The sequence below is a fragment of the Pseudoalteromonas sp. SR43-7 genome, from assembly GCF_014163785.1.
In the GTDB taxonomy this organism is placed as follows: domain Bacteria; phylum Pseudomonadota; class Gammaproteobacteria; order Enterobacterales; family Alteromonadaceae; genus Pseudoalteromonas; species Pseudoalteromonas distincta.
The window spans coordinates 92,718-109,608 of record NZ_JACJDY010000009.1; the positions used below are offsets into that span (position 1 = coordinate 92,718).

Consider the following 16,891-nt stretch of genomic DNA (forward strand, 5'->3'; position numbering starts at 1 on the left):
TTTAATTTTCCAAATATTTGTTCATTGAATTAGTTACGGATACTGCAAATGTCTCTGCAGTAAGTGGAGTGAGTATTAGATTAACCATTGTCTCTTCACTCACCACTTGTCGTTTTTTAATCTCGATATTTGTGCTGTAGTTCCAAAATCCGCCATTAAAGCTGCAGGCTTCTAGTGGGCTTTGTTTAAACCGCACTTCGTGCTCTATCAGCCCCTCAGGGGTGCGTATTGGCATTAAAAACCAATTAACCGCGTCGTTAGTGCCGTGGGTTACAAAGCCTTCGAGTATTTGGGCTTGGTACTCATTTAACTTCCAGGTTGCGCCCATGGTCGTGGGTACCGACTGAAAACGCTTTCGCTGGCGAGCGCGGCCACTTTGCATATCTGTGCGTAGTAGGTTTGATTGCTGCGCTAGGCTATGAGTTGAAACGAGTGGGAGCTTTAAGTCTTTTGGGTATTTTACTAGCACGTTTATACTCCCTGCCGTTGTAAGCCATAGGTATTTTCAAGTGCAGAGGATGCATCGCCACCTTGGCGGATATTACTTACAAATATGTTTATGACATCTTCGCCATTAAGCTGGCTTCGACTTTGTGAACCTGCACGGTTAGCATCTTCAATCAAATTTACAGTGACACTAGAGCCAAGGCTTTGCCCTTTAGTGTGATCAACAACGGTTTCTTGAGGATGTAGCATGGCTAACTGGCCGCCTTTGCCATCTAGACCACCGCTTCGTGGACCATCCCATGTATAACCACCACCATCAAAAGAGGCTAAACCACCCACCTTTGCAGCATAAAGACCGCCGGCTGCTATTACGACACCTGCAGCAGCTGCACCTAGAACAGGCCCCACATAGGGGATGTCAGCGAGCGCACCATAAGCTTTCATTGCGGTGTCATAAGTATTAGTCCAAATACTTTGCATTGAATTTCGCTTTTCTTCATCAAGCATGGTCTCGCCTATAGCCATAGCTGACTTGGCATAGCTGGCGTTTTTGCCTTCCATACCGTCAAAGTAGCCACCCATTACATTAAGCAAGCCGTTATAGCCTTCTTGCATCATTTGGTTTCGCTGCGCTTCACCTTCGGCTAGCTTGTCTTGGTGCTCGCGTTCTTTTTCTTCCCGAGCAGTAAGCTGTTCTTGCTTAATAAGGCTTATATTTTGCTCATGTTGGGCTAATGCTTGCTCTTTGGCTGTGTTGTATTCTGCTTCTATCTCAGTAGTGATGAGGTTTTTATCACGCAGTAACTGAAATTCACGTTCCATTTCTTGCTGTTTACGCTCAAAACGACGGTTCTCGAGCTCTACTTCTTTGCCATCTTGTGCTAATTGCGCATCAAATATTTGTTGGTATTGGCTACGAGCTGACTCAATTAGCTTTTGCGCTTTTTCATTCGCTGCTTTAGGGTCCGTGTTTACCAGTAAATCACTAAGGTCTTTCTTTTTTGGGTTGTTTACTTGCTCTTCGGCTGCGGCTTGAAACTTGTCTTGCACATCAGCAATCCACGTTTTTACTTTTTCTGATGGCATGGGTGCCATAGATAAGTCACTTAGTTCCTTAGCTAGTTTGTCAGTTGTAGCTGAAAATGAATCGCCAAATGATTCAAGCTCTTTTAAACCTGAAGACTCCATATCTAAAGCTTCAAGTACTGGATTTATTGCCCTGGCAATATTTGCAAAATTTTGTACTGCTACATTTGCAAGTTCAGCAACACCTTGCCTTAAAAGCAAAAAAACAACTTGTAAACCACGGCCCATATCACCTAAAAAACCAATGCCTGTGGCTACTTTAGTAACTACTTGCTGAGCAATAGAACCAAAACCACCGGCTTCTTTTGCTGATTCGGTCCACATATCTGAAATAGCGCCAATAATAGGCGCTGTTTCAATGGCTAGTGTTTGGCCAAAACTGTGTGTGGTTTTTTGAGCTTTATCGAATGCATCGTTTGCCATTTCGACTTTAGCGGCATCGATGCGATCGAACGTCATACCCAGAGCATCGGCTTCTTGCATCATGGCGGTTATGCCATCAGCGCCAGCGTCCATCACGTTGATCATCTTAGCGCCCGACTTACCCATTAAGGTTTGTGCTACATAAACCTTTTGGCTTTGGTCTTCAACGCCCTTTAGCTTGTCGGCAATTACTTTAAATTGCTCTTCAGGTGCGAGTCCTTGTAACTCTTGAACAGATAAACCCAAACCATCAAGCGCATATTTAGCTTCACCGGTGCCTGTTTGCCCCACTTGGCCAAGGTTTTTTTGCATGGTTTGCAGTGATTTATTTAGCTCTTCGTTGGAAGCACCATATAAATTAGCGGCATGCTGCAAACCACCTAACGCCTGCGTGGTAATACCTAGTCGGTCTGCTGTTTTGGCTTGTTGATCGATAAACTCTGCGTTTTTAGCATAAATAGAGGCATACGCGGCAACTCCTGCCGCACCAAACCCCGCCATAACTCTAGCGCTACCGCCTACCAATTTGCGGGTTTTATCAGCCCACGATGAGGTTTTTTTATTGGCTTTATTGAGCTCAGCAGTTAGCTTGCCACTTTTACCGATTAAATCGATAGTGAGCGTTGCAATTGATGCCATGTTAATTTCTCTTTTGTTTACGCCAAGGACAGGTATTTAAAAACGCTTCGGCTTCGCGGCGTTTTTGCTCATATTCAATTTTTCGTTGTTCGCTTCTGTCGAATGTTAGGCCCATTTTTAGGCCTTGGTGGACTAAGCGCAGTTCCAGTTCGTCAGCTGATAAGCGTTTATGAAGGTCATAGAGTGAGCAACCCAAGCTATCTGCTAGGTTGCAGAGCGCTTGTAGCTCAGGTTGCTGTTTTAGTTTTTTTCAATAGCCTCAAGGTTCTCTTGAGCAAGGTTAGTGAAAAATAAACCTGTGGTATGGATCATACCTAGTTGCTGCATATCAATAAGATTAGGCAGTTTAGCGGCCTCTTTGTCGTCAAACTTGCCATGTAGCATGTAGTAAGTATTGCGCTGCGCAACTTTCTCTAGCTTTTTAGGGTCAGCGTCTTTATCGCTAAATAACTCACGGGCTTTTACTTCATCCATTGCCGGCAGTCGGTGTAATACAATTTTACCCACGCCTTCAATGTCAAATTCACGGGAGGAAGTCGGTAATTTTCCCGCCATTATTTGGGCTGCTGTAATCATTTAGCCTCCTATTCTGCTGTTAGCGTTGAAAAGTCAACTTCTTGAAGCTTGCCAATGCATGCAAACATTTGCTTGCCAGAATCTTTACCTGATTCACCGCTAAAATAGTCGTGTGGTAAAAACTCAACATCTTGTACTTCTCCACTGGCGCGAGTTACTTTAATGCTGATAGGTGTGCCGGCCTTTACCATGTCGCAAAATGCTTTTTGGTCTACATTGGCTGGCTTATGGCGAAAGCTAAGCTCCCAGTCCTGGTCTTCAGGTAGGCATTTTTCACTGTATGAACGTCTAACCGCGGCAATGTCGGTATCGTCTTCGTACACTTTGCCTGAGTTAATTTGTGGGATGATGTCGAGTCCTGGCAAAATAGCGTCGACTTCACCTACACCTGTAGTACAAAATTGCAGTGTAGACTTATGTGAATCAACCGTATCTGCGGCTGGTGTAGTTACTGGAGTGACTGGCATTTTAAACCTCGTTGTTTATGGTGTGGTATTTAAAAATATATTCGTATGACTCGCGGTATAAATGCGAGTCGGTTTCAAAGTCGGGTATACGACCTTGCTTTAATGCAAGTTGCACGTTTATGTCATCATCAACAAAGCCTTGTTTGTTAAAAATGTTATCAAGCTCTTTGGCTATGGCTTTGGCCATAGCGGGTAGTTTGCTGTAACAATCAAATTGAATGAGTGCTTCGCTTTGGTTATCTTCCATGTGAATTTCGATGGGTGTGTCATCAGTGATCACACTAAGCAATACATAGTTATCATCTGAGTTATGGTTAACAGTAAAATGCAGGTTATTGCCAATTAAGGCGCTAAGCGCTGATGATGCGAGTGCTTTTGTGCGTATGCTGTTTTCTATCATTTTTGTTTGTTCTTTTTAGCAATGCGACGTTCAGCAAGCTTTATGCGCTTGGCTAAATTTCTGTTTATGACAACAACAGCTTGATTAGTACGCTTTTTGAATGCTTGGCGAATAAATGGGTCTGCCTGCTGGTTGTTAGTACCGTATTCAACTTGCACAATGTAAGGCACTTTAAACACACCAACACGTACTAGCGATACAACCCCTTTACCAAAGCGGCGGGTTTCACGCCCTTGCCGATTAGTGCTGGCTTTTACTTGAATGCGCGATCTTAAAAAGCCAGGACGAATCTCTACTTTTTGCCCTTGCTTGGTTTTAACCTTACGAACTATGTCTGATTCGGGTGCGTTGCGCTGCATACCTTGCTGATATTTAATGGCGCCTTGTTTTATCGCGCTGGTCATCATACCGGTGGCTTTTTTTGCACCCACTTCTTTGGCTATTTCTAGCAGTGCTTTTTCCATTTCTTTAAGGCCAGAAATATCAATACCTGTATCAAGCATGTGTTATCTCCTTAACCGCGATAATGGTTGATATATTGGCAAAGTCTTGATTAACGGGTGTACCAATGATTTCAAACACGCGTTGCTTATAAACAATTTGATGTGTTGGGGTTATTTTATTGCTGTACCGGCACGAAATTGTGTGGGTTATTTCGCCTATTAGCTGACCGCTTTGTTCAAACTCTTTTGTTGCACCTGTTTGTATGTTTACCCAGCGGTAAAATTCATGCGCATGGCTGTTTGTGTTATAGCCGTCATTTGACTTTACGCCTTCACCAAAGCTGGCTTTGCACTTGTAGTTAGCAGCTGGGAGCGATTTCATAGCAGTTCAACCGCCAGTTCGTCAGCAATGGCCTTAAATGCATTTGGCATGTCGTAAAGTTTGACGGGTGCGGTGTCTTCGCGGTTACGAAACCAATCAGCAGCTAAAACTAAAATGGCTTGTTTGGCTAGGTCGTATTTATCCTGGTCTAGCATGGTGGTTGCATCAATTGCATTAGCATCTATTGCAGCATGGCCAAATACACATTCAATTTGCACTGCATCAGACACTTTAAAACCAACCGCTGGCCATTGGCCGCCTAATTTAGGGGTAATAGTTGCTGTTAAGCCGTGCTCTATTACTCGGTATTCGCTTGGGTCAATAGTAGTGAGCTGGCCCAAGTTATTAATGTATTTAATTGATGTTATGCTCCGAAGCGGCGCGTAAGGCAGGTGTATTTCTTTGCAAAACTTTTGCATAGCAAACTGCCATGTTTGTTCTACTAACAAACGGCCACTACGTTGTTCAAAACGTTTGCGCGCTCTGGGTACCAAACTTTGCAAATAGTCGTGATGATCATCATCAGCAAATGTATGCAATGCCAATTCTTCTGCTGTGATTGGCTCTATGCTTGGTGCCTGTATTAACTTTCGGAGCATTTTCATTGTTGTTACTCTTTGCCGTCAGTATTTTCGTCACTTTCACTTTCTGCGTCTTCATCTGTCGCATTAAGGTCAACAACTTCAACTTCTAGCTCTTTGCTGCAGTAATCAACCGCTGCTTTGTCACTTGATAACTCGGCTACTTTAATAAGTGGTTCAAGTAACTCGGCATCACCTTTTACAAGTGCGTTTGGTTCAAAAGATTGATCAGCAATCACACATGCAACCAGTACACGTGCAGTAACTTGCTTTTTAGCTGCCATGGTTTAATCCTTAGTTAAATAAAAAAGCCCCTTTACAGGGGCAATTGGAGCATCAATTAAGCGGCTGCATTTTGGTAGTACTTAACAGCACCACCCACATCAATACAGCGGCCACCGGTACGCATAAACGCTAAGAAACCAACTTGGCCCTTACGGCTATATGCGCTATCAGTGAAACGGAAGAACAACATTTGCGATACATCACGCACAATGTATTTAGAAAAATCACCAAATAAAACCGACTTGGCGTTAGCCGCCATGGTTGGAATGTGTTGGTTTGTTGCATACGGTTTGCCTAAAATGGTGTTAGGCTCTGAGGCTTCCATACCTGGTAACCAAAGTGGGCGGCCTTGTAGGTCTTTAAGTTTTTTTACTACTTTGATTGTCGCGTCGTTCATCATATAACCGCATTGCATGCTACGGCGATATGCTGGGTCTACGCTGTGTTGTAAATCAACCAAATCATCAAACGTAACGGTAGCAATTTGACCTGAACCCCCTACTTTACCTGCTGTGGTATCTGCTAAAATACCGTGCGGCATTGATGTACCCGTACCATTAATAAACGCATCTTCTGAGGTACGGCCAATGCGCATACCAATTTGACTATTAATGTAACCTTCAAGGTCAAACTGCGTGTCTTGCAGTAATTGGAACGGTACCGCAATCACTTTAGAGCTGATCATGTGTGTATCAATGTTACGAACACCAAATGAAGTATCTTCATCATCTGCTGTGCTATTTTCTGCTAACCACTCACCTTGCTCAGCGGTTGCGTTAGCCGTAGGCCATGGAATTGTAGAGCCGGTTGCCGTTGGTACTACGGTTGCCAGCTCACGCATACCGCCATACGCTTTAAGCGCTTGTGAAATGCCTGGTGCAATTTCGTCAGCTGTTAAATAGCCACCTTCTGAACCCTGCCCTGTGCTCATAGTATTTTTAGGGCTGTCGATACGCGCTTGTACAGCAGCTCGTTCGTTTTCATTGAGTGCCGACATACCACCGCGTAACCACGATGCATATGCGGCTTTTTCTTGGTGAAGTTGGTGCTCTGCTTCATCAGTAGAAATACCGTTATTATCGGCGCGGTCTTGAATGGTTTGCTTTGACTTAGCTTGTAGGTCGAGCACTTTTTGTTGGCGGTCTAGGTCACCATCAAGTGCATCTATTTTATTAACAAGGTCGTCGTACTGTTTTTGCTTGTCATCGCCCCAAGCTTGGTCTTTAGGGTGATCAGTTACTAATTGATTTAGGGTTACAGCTAAACCTTTTCGCTGCTCACGCTTTTGCTGAATAGACATAATTATATTTCCTCAATTTTAAGTACAAAAAAAGCACCCTTAGGTGCTTTAAATAGTGTTGCCAGCGGAGCTAGCCAGTAGTTAGCAGCATGTTGGCGAATCGTTTTAACCGGTCACGCTGCTCGAATTTGTCCTGTGGTGGTTTTGGTGCATTTTGATATGACGTTAAATCCCACGCTTTATTGGTGGCTTTATCGCTTGTACCATTTTGCATAATGTTATCTACAAATCCATGCTCTAATGCCTCCTGTGCAGTAAACCATGTTTCGTTTTTCATCCAGGTGCGTACTTGCTCTTCGCCAGCATCGGTGCGTTTTTCGTAGTCGTTTACTATTGTGTTGTCGACTTTATCAAGCATGTCGGCGGTGTCGCGTATCTCTTGTGAATTACCAAGCGCGAGCGTCCAGGCGAAGTGAATCATGTAAAAACCTGAATCAGCTATTTCAATAGTATCGCCAGCTAATGCAATACGCGTTGCGGCACTGGCTGCTATACCGTCAATGTGCACGTGTATTTTTGCAGAGTGTGCTTTTAAGCTCGAGTAAATGGCTGTTGCTTCAAATACGTCACCGCCTGGGCTGTTAATATAAACATCAATGTCGGTTGCATCAGTAATACTAAGTAGGTCACGTTTTATCATTTCTGCTGATACGCCCCACCATGGATCAATTACATCGTAAATCAAAAACGCTGGGCGGCTTTCGCCTGCGTTGGCAAGTGGTGATTGCTGCTTTACTTGATAACCAACTTGGTCACGGTTTTGGCAGTTATTTTTAACTAACTGCATTAATTTGCGGCTGTTATTCATGATTCGTTTTCCATTGGTTGATTATTTGCAATTGGGTCGTATGGTAAAGCGTATTTACCGCCAAACTCGGGGAGGTTTTCGAGCTTACGAACTTCGTCTATGCTCATCCAGCCCGGTCCTTGTGAACCACCGATTGCTTGGCGGTAGGCTTCGTTTCTGTCTTTGAGCGTTAAGCGCATTAAATTTGCAGCTATAAACTCGGCAAACATGGGTTTGTTTAAAAACAGTTTGCGATTTATCTCTTGTTCAAAGCGGTTTAGGTGTGGCCCAAGCGTAAAGCGCAAGAACGATAGCCCAATTTCACCAATACCTGAGCCCCACGATGTTGATTTTTGCTCTTGGTTTACCATAAAGCTCGGTAAACCAAATGCGCGGGCTATATCGGTAATTTGAAATTCGCGTGATTCAAGCAGCTGTGAGTCCTTGGCTGATACGCTAAGTTGTTTTACATCTGTGCTGTTATCAAGCACCAGTGGAAATTTTGAGTTTTCAATACCACCGTATGCTTTAACCCATGCGTTTCTGAATGATTCTTTTTGTGTTTCGTCCCACTTGCCTTGCTTAACAACGGCCACACGCTGAGTTGAACCCGATTTAAAGAACTCGCCGCTGTGTTGCTCCATGGCAAGCTCAAGGCCAATGCTGTTGAAAGCGCCCCACTGAATAACAGACATAGATTTAAGGCCGTTAAAGCCAAAGCCCGGAAAGTGTAATATGTCGTCTTGGTCAAACCCGCGAGCGGTTCCATCAAGTGTAAAAAAGTAATTTAGCCGGCCGTTGTTGTTAACAACGTTCATACCTACAGGGCTGATTGGTAAAATCTCTTCTATATCGCCATTGCGATCACGTAATAGCACCGCATAACCATCACCATGTAATAACATACTTGAAACCATGAACTCCCAAAATGCAGCTGCGCTCCAAACAGGTGTTGGTTGTAAGTTAAAAAGGTTAGCTAAAGTGTGGTTTGCAAGGCGGTTTTTATCGCCATTTTCACCGCGCTCATAAATATGTACGGGCATCTGTGCAATTGCACCGGCAATTAAGCGCACACAGGCAAATACAATCGACACTTTCATTGATGTTTTAGGCGTTACCGCAGGGCCAGCGAGTGATGGCATGACGCCAAACAGATCCGATAAACTATTTATATCCTGCACTGTAATATCTTTTTGATCTGCAGTATTGCTCACTGTTTTTGTAGTATTGCGACTTAAAAACGGGATTTTAAACATTAGAATTCCAAAAACTCTTGATTAGAACCATCGTCTTCTTCTGGCTGCCATGAGCCGATGAAGGCCAGCAGCTTAGCGACGGCGGTATCTATTTTGTTGTCTTTATGTTCTTTTACTGGGCGGATATATTTGCCGTCCATGGTTTCTTTGGCTATTACGTTGCCAAGGCACCAAGTAAGAACTGGATCACCGTTATGGTGTATACGGCCTTGCCTGAGTAAGTTTTCAAACTCACGCATTGCCGGCGAAAAGTTAGTGTAATTTTGTGACACTTTAATTGGCTCTATGCCTGTGCTGTTTTGTACGCGCTGTGCAATAGGTGCCGCACCTGCGGGGTCGTAAAATAAGCCGGTTACTTGGTAGTTTTCGTTATCAGTTTCGATAGCGCGCTCTACTTCGTCGTAATCTATGCTGGTACCTTCGCACTCAATTAAGTGGCCTTGGTCTACCCAGTCGCGATAAATGTCTATTTCGTTTGCTTTAGCTTCTGTTACATAGGTTTTAGCAAAGAAGTAGTAATGTAATTTGCCGTTTATCTCGCGAGTGAAGCACGTAACATCGGCTGTTAAGTCGTCTGACTCTGAAAGGTCGACGCCTTTTGTGCATTCTTCTCCAGTAAATTGTACCATTGTAAGAGTTCTATCAGCAGCTGATAACCAATCTTCAAGGTTAAGCCAGGACTCACGAGCACCCACCCATAAATTAAGGTGCTTAGTTTTAAATGCGTTTTGCTTACGCGCTGACTGCCTTGCTTTAGAAAGCTGATTTAATAGAAACTCAACCTCTACCGATATACCAAAATTAGGATTAGCCTTGCGCAGTGCTTCTTCGCTTTGCCAGTCGTCATCTTTATCTATGGTGTAAATCATGGCGAAAACGGTTTCGTCGGTGCGGGTTCCTTCAAGAATCTCTTGGCACTCTTTTTGGAATTGACCACATGGCCCAAACCAATTAGAACCAGCTGTTGATATGATCCATTCAAGTGGCTGCTCTCGGGCACCCATGCCGGTGATCATAGTATCGCGTTGGTCATCATCATCATGTTCGTGGTACTCATCACATAAATAACAACTTGGTGAACCACCATCGCCAGGATTACCAATTAAGCGTTCAAACTTGCCGCCGTCCGTTGTTTTTTCTATTTGTTGAGCAAACAATTCAATATTAAAGCGGCGTCTAAATATAGGCTGTTTTAACGCCATCTTTTTAGCGGGGTTAAACACCTCGTTAGCTTGCTTTTGTGTAGTCGCACCGCAGTAAACTTCAGCGCCTGGTTCATCATCATTCGCGAGCATGTACAAACCAATGGGAGCAACCCAAGTAGATTTGCCATTCTTGCGCGGTACTAAAGTAAACGCTGTACGAAAGCGCCGGCGATGAGTTTTTATATGTTTCCAGCCGTAAACTTGTGCTGTTATCCACTTTTGCCAGCCGCTTAAATTAAGTAAGCCTTCATGCCCTTTCGCTCTAGCCCATTTGCCTTTTACATGGCTGAAGGTTTCTAAAAACCAAATAACTTTAAGGGCTGCTTCAGGATCAAAGTAATAGGGGAAGTCCTCACTGCCAGCCCTTGCTAGGTCATGGCTTTCACGTTCTACAGCTAACATCTCATATTTATTAGACGGTCGCTTACCGCTTAATACATCAGATGCATACTTTTCGATATCAGCTAAGTGATCACGTTGAAACGTTGGGTAATTACTACGGTTTTGCATTTAGATGAACTCAGTACACATCATCAAATAAACCAGGCTGTAAATTATTAAACCGCTGGTCTGTTGCTGGGCTACCACCAATCTGATTTATCAAGCTATTCAGTTTGCGCCAATCATCATTGTACTGGCTAACCTCTGGCCGGGTTTTATGTTGAATGCCATTGCGGCCTTCAGTTGTATACTTCCAATTGTTTTCATCTAAGTATGTAAGAGCCGCTTCCATGCGTGCAATTACAATGCAGTACTCTTTAAAAAACCGAATATAGTGAGGCTTAAAGCGATTAATCTTTACATACTCAGGTATATCACTATTCCATACCTGCTGTTCTGGCTTTGACATTCCACGCGGACGCGATTGGGTCGCGATCTTTTTCGCGTCCTTATCATTAATTTCCTTGTTTTCAGTAGAGTTAGGGAACGGAACTACCTTGTTAGTTCTGTCCTCTGCAACTGATGGATATCTACCTGCCATAATTACCAAATAATCTCTTTAAGTGGGTTTTTTCATTTCAATTCTGCCCCGTATAAAAATCTAATTGAGGGGGCGGTGTACGTGAGGTAGCGCTAAACTTTGCCTACCCCCGGGTCAATGCTGTGGCGTGACTCAAGTGCTGTTTTTTCTTTATCGCATGCTTGGCATATGGTCTGAAGGTTATCTATCTTATCGTCACCACCTTGGCTGATAGGCACAATGTGATCACATATGCCATGGTAAGCACCATGCAACTCAACAGAGGTTAGAACACCTTTAGCTCTGCATATCTGACACAAGAAGTTATCACGATGAAATATAAACTCTCTTGTTCGCTGCCACACTCGGCCACCTCTACCTGATTGCTTGTTCCCGTTACGCTTACGGCCAAACGGTACACGCTTAGGGCATGGTTCACCTCTGTGAACAGCTTTGCACTTAGTGCACCAAGTGCCTGGCTTAGTTGCCATTTAACTTATCCTGGCAAAGCAGTTGTGCTTGGTCGCTTTGTTGTAGCGCATCCATGCGAGCACGATGAAACTCTTTATCATCTTCATGCTTGCGCGCTTCACGTTCATTGCGTTTGTGTTGAAAGCGCCAGTTAACAAAGAAGGTTAACGCAGCAAACACTATGCCCAGTAATATCGCCCATTCGTTCAAGCTTAAAATCCCTCCAGCTGCTGCGCCTAAGCTTGCACTGTAAGTAGTTGCACTTACTGCTTTTTGCATAGCTATATCACTAGTCTCTATTCGCATTGTTCCAACTTCTTGCTTTTAACAATTGCTCATTACACATATCAATAACCGACTCTAAATAAGCCGTGTATTGACTGTGTGATGCATTATCACCAACAATATGGTCATCAATACCACAGTGTTGTATAAACTCTTTAGGCATCTGCACAAACTCATACTTAGTTTGCACTATCGTCTTTACTGCAGGCTCCACTGATGGCGTACTTGAACACGCCGATAACAGCGCTAGGCACGCAATCGTTAGCCCAAGTTTTAGTTGTCTCATTAGTTGAAAGCCTTAACGCATCAAGCTGCGAGGTAGAGTGTTGGAGTTGAGTTTTAATAGAAGTAAGCTGCTGTTGGTGATCAGCTCTTAGCTTAGCCAGTAAGTCACGCTCTTTAAGCAGCTGCTTATTTTGCTGATCAGCAACCGCCAACGTAATAGTTAAATATTCAGCATGGTTCTTATAACTTTGTACTGACGCTTTAAGCTGTTTATTATCATCAAGCGCTTGTGTTAAGTCAGACTCAAGGCCTACATATCTAACTACAGCAATACCCAGCATCGTAGCTAAGCCTGCAAAAACAACCTTATTTAAACTAAGCATCATTTAGCTCACTCAAACATAGTTGGCGTTCTAGCTCTCGGCGCTTAACTAAGCCAGCAAGCTTACGGCCATCAGCATAAACCCAGCGTGATAATTCATTACATGCCTTAACACGCTCACCGTTATTTAAGTATTTAAGCAACGTACTACTACGGAAGTTCCCAGCGCCCACGTTATAGTGAAACGACAAATAAGCCGCATGCTCACTGATAGAAAGCGGGTGCTTAACTGCTCTTAATAACTGCTCATTATGATCACCTAAGTCCATAGCAAACAGATTTAAACATTCTTTTTCAGTATAAGTCTTGCCAAGCTCAGCTGTTTGGGTATGACCAAAGCAGGCCGTAACCACACCAACAGGATCCACATAACCTGTTCTTACTTCACCCTCAAATTCAGCAACCATTACACCCGTTAAGGCAAGCACGCCCGTAACACCAGCGGCTAATAATTTGTTAACTTTCATTTAAGGCCTCAAACGTAAAAAACCCGCTAAGGCAAAACCAAAGCGGGTTACAACAACAGGATGTAAGGATAATCAGCAGACACAAAAAAACCCAAGGTGTTAACCTCGGGCTTTATGATGCAGCTTTGCTAAGCTTACCTGAATTAGTATAGTTATTGCGCGCGCAATTGCAAACTATTTATGCCGCAGTTTTGATTAAAACTCCCTTAGCCATCAAATGCCCCTCAAGCCAAGCAGAACCACTTAACAGCAGCTGCCTAGCTTTGGTTTCACCAATATCTAAATTCTTAGCTATTTGCCTAGTACTCAACTGAGAACGGTAGCTCATCATAACCACCACTTTCGTTTTTGGTGCGTACTGGCCTAACATCGCCACCGCCTGGTCTATCAACAAACCCATATCATCATCAATCGCGGTAATCACATCATTCGACGCAGAGCCCAAAGTGAGCCCTAAGCCAGCCTGAGACCAAACACCCCATTCATTAAGCAAATCATCAATAGTCGTAACTAACTGCATCATCATTCCCCGTTAAAGCCAAAAAACTAAATAAAACACTTTGGTCACCCTTACTTTTACTGTGACCACCTACCGTGACCGCTGAAACCCTTGCTATTACTGTATTGGTCATAGTGGTCATACTGGTCATAGTGTTTTTACATACACAAGAACAAACATATAAATAGAAAGTACAAAATACGCGTGTCCGCTCGCACCCGCGCGCGTATGTGTGCGCGAAAACACCGTGACCACCGTGACCACCATGACCACACCAACAACCACGTACCTTACAGCGGTCACCGCAACTGGTCATGGTCATACTAAAAAGCCTACTTAGCATTCCAAAACCCCTCTGGCGGCACATAAAACGCAGGGCGTTTACCATCAACACGCTTTTTCTTCTTAATAAAACCGAGCCTATGCATAATCTGGCCAACACGCTTTTGCTCAGGCGGACGCATAGCATGAGGATCCATACCAAGCACCTCAGTCATAATATCGGCCAACGAATAATCACCCCGCATATTCTTAAGCAGCCAATCGTAAATAAGCCCTTCCCACACATCAGAGTCGAATCTATCTTCCTGCTGTTCTTCAAACAAATGCTTATATTCATCAGTAGGCCACCACGGCATGCCTTCATTAAATAAATGCAACGCCTCAGCCCAAAGCTGGTCCCTATCACGAGCAATCGCATCCTGGCATATATTGGTACACATCACAGGCCAGTATCGTCGGTTACCCGTAGAATCTTTCAAATATCTATCTTGGTTAGTGGTACCCACAAACACACACTGCCTCGGAAACTCCTGCACCATTCGTCCATAACTCGGGCGGTACCTATCAACCTTAGAACCAAAAAACTGTTTAGCCTTCGTATTTTCAGCCTTATTGAACGAATCTAGCTCAGCCAACTCAATACCCCACATCCCCTGCATTTGCTGAAACGTATCTTTTTCACCAAGGGCCATAGGTGTATCAGTAAACCAATCACCAAATAAATTATTGCACATGGTCGACTTACCTAAACCCTGATTACCCTCAAGTATTAACACCGAATCCACCTTAACTGGCGGGCACATCACCCGCGCCACAGCCGAAACCAAAAAAAACGTACCAACCATAGCCCCATAGTCAGTATCTTCAGCGCCCAAGTAGTTATGCAACCACACAGCAACGCGTGGCGTACCATCCCACTTAACGGTATTTAAATAATCTTTAACAGGGTGAAATGCATGTTCTTCAGAATGAACCAAAATAGCACCCAGCACATCATTGGCCCTAGGTGTAAAACCATAGGTTTCAGAAAGGTAAATACGTAAGCGCTCAGTGTCAGTGTCGGTCCACTCACCCACCTTACCCTTTAAAAAAGGCGGTTTCTTACGTTTAATAATACGGTAACTAAAGTCGCAATACCCCAAAACACCATCAAAAGCAGGGTCATTTTCAAGCACCAACTTTGTATTACTAATACTCGCCTGAGGCATACCCGAATTCGTTCTTTGGAAATTAGCCTGCCACTGCTCATCCCCCACTGAACGCTGTCGCGCGTCAGCGTTTTGCGGCGGCGGGTTATTTTCCTTATTACCATCATTAGCACTAGGCTTATCGACCACACTCAGTAACTGTGCTTTAACCTCATCAAGCCCTGCATTAACGTGTAAATCATTCCAATCGTTTAAACTACTCTTAGCCATTATGCCGCCTTATCCACAACAGCAGAAAAGTCAGGTATCGCTACCAAACCATCTACCGCAGCTGCAGCATCATTAGCCATACTTAAGCCCGGGTTCCCCTTCGTATTAGCATCGTCATCAGCACAAAATATAAAGGTTTTATCTGCAAGCTTGTGTTTAAGCTCAGTGGCCACCGCCATCAAATTACCCGCATCAAGCGCCACCGCACAAGGCCACTTAGTTGCCATATGAATACTCGCCCCAGTGGCATAACCCTCACAAACCGCTAAAATATTACAGCTGCTCGCCTTACCAATAAAATGAAACAACCCAGCCTTACGGCCATGCTTTAAAAACAACTTAGTTCCCTGCTCATTAATAACCTGAATATTCCAAAGCACCTTTTCAATATCAATTAACGGCATCACTAAATCACCACGCTTAAAATGTAAAAAACTAAAATCGCGGGTTTCCTTATCAGGCAAATCAGCAAAAAATTGTTTAATTTCTTTACCACCTGTCACAGCCTCAGCCGTAAAATTAGGCCTAAATATAACTATCACAGCACTTTTAAAGCTGCTTAAACCAAAACTGGCCACCTTCTTGGCAGCCAAATATTTATTAGAGCTAACAGGTTTAGTAAATTGTTCGACAAGTATTTTGGAAAAATCGGCAACCACCCCATGCCAACGCTGGCGCGCGGCTTCATCTTCTGCCTCTTGCGCTTCGCGCTTTTTAGCACGTTGTGCAAATTCTTTTTTTAGCCTGGCTTGCTCTTCTGGGGATATCGGTTCACGCCTTACAGTAAAGCCATTATCTATAGCCATTTTAAAAACAGTTTTAATCGTAGTACCGCCGCCAGCTTTAATGCTACGCCACGTACTTTTTATATCACTTGGTTTATAGCGCTCACTGCCCGCGCTCCAGCTATCAAACGCATCAAAGCCCGCATCACCAAACTCATTTTTAATACCCATGCCCACCTTAACCCACTCATCACGTGAGCAATTGGGGTCAAGGTACTGCAATGCATCATGTAAATCCTGCAAAGTCGTTTGCTGCATTGTTATTATTCCTGTGTTGTATTAAAGCGCTTCCTTAAATTAGTATGTTCAGTAACCAAACCAACAAACCAAAATAAGGAAGCAAAACCATGTATAAATATCGCCTTTACTACCTTTGCCAAGAGGGAGATATGAACTCAAAAACATACACATCAACCACGCCTGTAAACGTTGGCGATGTTATTCAGCCTGATAACGGCTTTTATCATCAAGTGACGCAAATTCATCAACAAAAGACAGGCGCTCGCCTTGATCTATCCAAATCTGCTCAATCTGCTGAGGAGGCAGAGCTCCTACGAGAGCAACTAGAGCACCCCCTAAAGTTCTAGCAGCCTCTCTTGAAACGTCTAATTCACTAAATTTCGTTAGCGGCCACATCAATCGGGCTTGTGTATCCACACCAGCCTGATGAATCCCCATACCGCTAATCCAAGCAGCAGCCCTTACCTTTTGTTGCATAGTAGGTTTTGGCACAAAAACGCTAAGTTCGTGTAGTTTGCCAGGATTAGGGTTTAACAAATTAGCCAAAGCAACAGGATCGATATTGCGTAACTTTTCTAATAGTTCAGCTTCACTCATTT

25 protein-coding genes are annotated in these 16,891 nt (G+C 43.8%); all 25 read right to left on the reverse strand.

Annotated elements, in window-relative coordinates; all coding sequences use genetic code 11:
• Position 1: 1 nt before the first annotated feature.
• The 25 genes from H5087_RS08855 to H5087_RS08975 all read right to left on the reverse strand — a co-directional run bounded on the left by H5087_RS08855 (position 2) and on the right by H5087_RS08975 (position 16,889).
• Positions 2 to 469 (reverse strand): hypothetical protein, encoded by a 468-nt coding sequence (locus H5087_RS08855; RefSeq protein WP_182671780.1) that lies wholly within the window; start codon positions 467 to 469, stop codon positions 2 to 4.
• 2 nt (positions 470 to 471) lie between these two features.
• Positions 472 to 2,595, reverse strand: a complete 2,124-nt coding sequence (locus tag H5087_RS08860; RefSeq protein ID WP_182671781.1) for a hypothetical protein — start codon at positions 2,593 to 2,595, stop codon at positions 472 to 474.
• Between the two features lies 1 nt (position 2,596).
• A complete protein-coding gene (locus H5087_RS08865; RefSeq protein WP_016899812.1) occupies positions 2,597 to 2,791 on the reverse strand; it encodes a hypothetical protein in 195 nt (64 codons plus the stop codon).
• Between the two features lie 44 nt (positions 2,792 to 2,835).
• Positions 2,836 to 3,171, reverse strand: coding sequence for a hypothetical protein (locus H5087_RS08870; RefSeq protein WP_182671782.1), 336 nt, complete (start codon positions 3,169 to 3,171; stop codon positions 2,836 to 2,838).
• Positions 3,172 to 3,179: 8 nt separating this feature from the next.
• Positions 3,180 to 3,638: a hypothetical protein gene (locus H5087_RS08875; RefSeq protein WP_182671783.1), complete on the reverse strand. Its 459-nt coding sequence runs from the start codon at positions 3,636 to 3,638 to the stop codon at positions 3,180 to 3,182.
• Between the two features lies 1 nt (position 3,639).
• A complete protein-coding gene (locus H5087_RS08880; RefSeq protein WP_182671784.1) occupies positions 3,640 to 4,038 on the reverse strand; it encodes a hypothetical protein in 399 nt (132 codons plus the stop codon).
• A complete protein-coding gene (locus tag H5087_RS08885; protein WP_182671785.1) occupies positions 4,035 to 4,541 on the reverse strand; it encodes an HK97-gp10 family putative phage morphogenesis protein in 507 nt (168 codons plus the stop codon). The genes H5087_RS08880 and H5087_RS08885 overlap by 4 nt, the downstream gene beginning before the upstream one ends.
• A complete protein-coding gene (locus H5087_RS08890; RefSeq protein WP_182671786.1) occupies positions 4,534 to 4,863 on the reverse strand; it encodes a phage head closure protein in 330 nt (109 codons plus the stop codon). Before H5087_RS08890 ends, H5087_RS08885 begins: the two co-directional genes overlap by 8 nt.
• Complete coding sequence (locus tag H5087_RS08895; protein WP_182671787.1) at positions 4,860 to 5,468, reverse strand: hypothetical protein; 609 nt, start codon at positions 5,466 to 5,468, stop codon at positions 4,860 to 4,862. The genes H5087_RS08890 and H5087_RS08895 overlap by 4 nt, the downstream gene beginning before the upstream one ends.
• Positions 5,469 to 5,473: 5 nt before the next feature.
• Positions 5,474 to 5,728, reverse strand: coding sequence for a hypothetical protein (locus H5087_RS08900; protein WP_182671788.1), 255 nt, complete (start codon positions 5,726 to 5,728; stop codon positions 5,474 to 5,476).
• Positions 5,729 to 5,784: 56 nt separating this feature from the next.
• Entirely contained in the window at positions 5,785 to 7,029 is a 1,245-nt protein-coding gene (locus H5087_RS08905; protein WP_182671789.1) for a phage major capsid protein, read from the reverse strand.
• Positions 7,030 to 7,099: 70 nt separating this feature from the next.
• Positions 7,100 to 7,837, reverse strand: coding sequence for a head maturation protease, ClpP-related (locus H5087_RS08910; protein ID WP_182671790.1), 738 nt, complete (start codon positions 7,835 to 7,837; stop codon positions 7,100 to 7,102).
• Entirely contained in the window at positions 7,834 to 9,072 is a 1,239-nt protein-coding gene (locus tag H5087_RS08915; RefSeq protein ID WP_182671791.1) for a phage portal protein, read from the reverse strand. The genes H5087_RS08910 and H5087_RS08915 overlap by 4 nt, the downstream gene beginning before the upstream one ends.
• Positions 9,072 to 10,787 (reverse strand): terminase large subunit, encoded by a 1,716-nt coding sequence (locus H5087_RS08920; RefSeq protein WP_182671792.1) that lies wholly within the window; start codon positions 10,785 to 10,787, stop codon positions 9,072 to 9,074. The genes H5087_RS08915 and H5087_RS08920 overlap by 1 nt, the downstream gene beginning before the upstream one ends.
• Positions 10,788 to 10,797: 10 nt before the next feature.
• The gene (locus H5087_RS08925; RefSeq protein ID WP_182671793.1) at positions 10,798 to 11,259 is read right to left on the reverse strand and encodes a P27 family phage terminase small subunit; all 462 of its coding nucleotides are present in this window, start codon (positions 11,257 to 11,259) and stop codon (positions 10,798 to 10,800) included.
• A gap of 92 nt (positions 11,260 to 11,351) precedes the next feature.
• Positions 11,352 to 11,729 (reverse strand): HNH endonuclease, encoded by a 378-nt coding sequence (locus tag H5087_RS08930; protein ID WP_182671794.1) that lies wholly within the window; start codon positions 11,727 to 11,729, stop codon positions 11,352 to 11,354.
• Entirely contained in the window at positions 11,719 to 12,015 is a 297-nt protein-coding gene (locus H5087_RS08935; protein WP_182671795.1) for a phage holin family protein, read from the reverse strand. Before H5087_RS08935 ends, H5087_RS08930 begins: the two co-directional genes overlap by 11 nt.
• Positions 11,999 to 12,184: a hypothetical protein gene (locus H5087_RS08940; RefSeq protein WP_182671796.1), complete on the reverse strand. Its 186-nt coding sequence runs from the start codon at positions 12,182 to 12,184 to the stop codon at positions 11,999 to 12,001. Before H5087_RS08940 ends, H5087_RS08935 begins: the two co-directional genes overlap by 17 nt.
• Positions 12,174 to 12,605: a hypothetical protein gene (locus tag H5087_RS08945; protein ID WP_182671797.1), complete on the reverse strand. Its 432-nt coding sequence runs from the start codon at positions 12,603 to 12,605 to the stop codon at positions 12,174 to 12,176. Before H5087_RS08945 ends, H5087_RS08940 begins: the two co-directional genes overlap by 11 nt.
• Positions 12,595 to 13,068 carry a lysozyme gene (locus H5087_RS08950; protein WP_182671798.1) on the reverse strand — a complete coding sequence of 158 codons (474 nt, stop codon included), beginning with the start codon at positions 13,066 to 13,068 and terminating at the stop codon, positions 12,595 to 12,597. The genes H5087_RS08945 and H5087_RS08950 overlap by 11 nt, the downstream gene beginning before the upstream one ends.
• A gap of 178 nt (positions 13,069 to 13,246) precedes the next feature.
• Positions 13,247 to 13,594 (reverse strand): antiterminator Q family protein, encoded by a 348-nt coding sequence (locus H5087_RS08955; RefSeq protein ID WP_182671799.1) that lies wholly within the window; start codon positions 13,592 to 13,594, stop codon positions 13,247 to 13,249.
• Positions 13,566 to 13,910 carry a hypothetical protein gene (locus H5087_RS08960; protein ID WP_182671800.1) on the reverse strand — a complete coding sequence of 115 codons (345 nt, stop codon included), beginning with the start codon at positions 13,908 to 13,910 and terminating at the stop codon, positions 13,566 to 13,568. Before H5087_RS08960 ends, H5087_RS08955 begins: the two co-directional genes overlap by 29 nt.
• Positions 13,900 to 15,267: a virulence-associated E family protein gene (locus H5087_RS08965; RefSeq protein ID WP_182671801.1), complete on the reverse strand. Its 1,368-nt coding sequence runs from the start codon at positions 15,265 to 15,267 to the stop codon at positions 13,900 to 13,902. The genes H5087_RS08960 and H5087_RS08965 overlap by 11 nt, the downstream gene beginning before the upstream one ends.
• On the reverse strand, positions 15,267 to 16,310 hold the full coding sequence (locus H5087_RS08970) for a PriCT-2 domain-containing protein (RefSeq protein ID WP_182671802.1): 1,044 nt from the start codon (positions 16,308 to 16,310) through the stop codon (positions 15,267 to 15,269). The genes H5087_RS08965 and H5087_RS08970 overlap by 1 nt, the downstream gene beginning before the upstream one ends.
• A 180-nt stretch (positions 16,311 to 16,490) precedes the next feature.
• Complete coding sequence (locus tag H5087_RS08975; protein WP_182671803.1) at positions 16,491 to 16,889, reverse strand: hypothetical protein; 399 nt, start codon at positions 16,887 to 16,889, stop codon at positions 16,491 to 16,493.
• Positions 16,890 to 16,891: the final 2 nt, after the last annotated feature.

Bases quoted from the DNA above. Each gene is read 5' to 3' on its own strand.
- H5087_RS08860 (WP_182671781.1), bottom strand. From the start codon at position 2,595: ATGGCATCAATTGCAACGCTCACTATCGATTTAATCGGTAAAAGTGGC.
- H5087_RS08870 (WP_182671782.1), bottom strand. From the start codon at position 3,171: ATGATTACAGCAGCCCAAATAATGGCGGGAAAATTACCGACTTCCTCC.
- H5087_RS08875 (WP_182671783.1), bottom strand. From the start codon at position 3,638: ATGCCAGTCACTCCAGTAACTACACCAGCCGCAGATACGGTTGATTCA.
- H5087_RS08880 (WP_182671784.1), bottom strand. From the start codon at position 4,038: ATGATAGAAAACAGCATACGCACAAAAGCACTCGCATCATCAGCGCTT.
- H5087_RS08885 (WP_182671785.1), bottom strand. From the start codon at position 4,541: ATGCTTGATACAGGTATTGATATTTCTGGCCTTAAAGAAATGGAAAAA.
- H5087_RS08890 (WP_182671786.1), bottom strand. From the start codon at position 4,863: ATGAAATCGCTCCCAGCTGCTAACTACAAGTGCAAAGCCAGCTTTGGT.
- H5087_RS08895 (WP_182671787.1), bottom strand. From the start codon at position 5,468: ATGAAAATGCTCCGAAAGTTAATACAGGCACCAAGCATAGAGCCAATC.
- H5087_RS08900 (WP_182671788.1), bottom strand. From the start codon at position 5,728: ATGGCAGCTAAAAAGCAAGTTACTGCACGTGTACTGGTTGCATGTGTG.
- H5087_RS08905 (WP_182671789.1), bottom strand. From the start codon at position 7,029: ATGTCTATTCAGCAAAAGCGTGAGCAGCGAAAAGGTTTAGCTGTAACC.
- H5087_RS08910 (WP_182671790.1), bottom strand. From the start codon at position 7,837: ATGAATAACAGCCGCAAATTAATGCAGTTAGTTAAAAATAACTGCCAA.
- H5087_RS08915 (WP_182671791.1), bottom strand. From the start codon at position 9,072: ATGTTTAAAATCCCGTTTTTAAGTCGCAATACTACAAAAACAGTGAGC.
- H5087_RS08920 (WP_182671792.1), bottom strand. From the start codon at position 10,787: ATGCAAAACCGTAGTAATTACCCAACGTTTCAACGTGATCACTTAGCT.
- H5087_RS08925 (WP_182671793.1), bottom strand. From the start codon at position 11,259: ATGGCAGGTAGATATCCATCAGTTGCAGAGGACAGAACTAACAAGGTA.
- H5087_RS08930 (WP_182671794.1), bottom strand. From the start codon at position 11,729: ATGGCAACTAAGCCAGGCACTTGGTGCACTAAGTGCAAAGCTGTTCAC.
- H5087_RS08935 (WP_182671795.1), bottom strand. From the start codon at position 12,015: ATGCGAATAGAGACTAGTGATATAGCTATGCAAAAAGCAGTAAGTGCA.
- H5087_RS08945 (WP_182671797.1), bottom strand. From the start codon at position 12,605: ATGATGCTTAGTTTAAATAAGGTTGTTTTTGCAGGCTTAGCTACGATG.
- H5087_RS08950 (WP_182671798.1), bottom strand. From the start codon at position 13,068: ATGAAAGTTAACAAATTATTAGCCGCTGGTGTTACGGGCGTGCTTGCC.
- H5087_RS08955 (WP_182671799.1), bottom strand. From the start codon at position 13,594: ATGATGATGCAGTTAGTTACGACTATTGATGATTTGCTTAATGAATGG.
- H5087_RS08960 (WP_182671800.1), bottom strand. From the start codon at position 13,910: ATGCTAAGTAGGCTTTTTAGTATGACCATGACCAGTTGCGGTGACCGC.
- H5087_RS08965 (WP_182671801.1), bottom strand. From the start codon at position 15,267: ATGGCTAAGAGTAGTTTAAACGATTGGAATGATTTACACGTTAATGCA.
- H5087_RS08970 (WP_182671802.1), bottom strand. From the start codon at position 16,310: ATGCAGCAAACGACTTTGCAGGATTTACATGATGCATTGCAGTACCTT.
- H5087_RS08975 (WP_182671803.1), bottom strand. From the start codon at position 16,889: ATGAGTGAAGCTGAACTATTAGAAAAGTTACGCAATATCGATCCTGTT.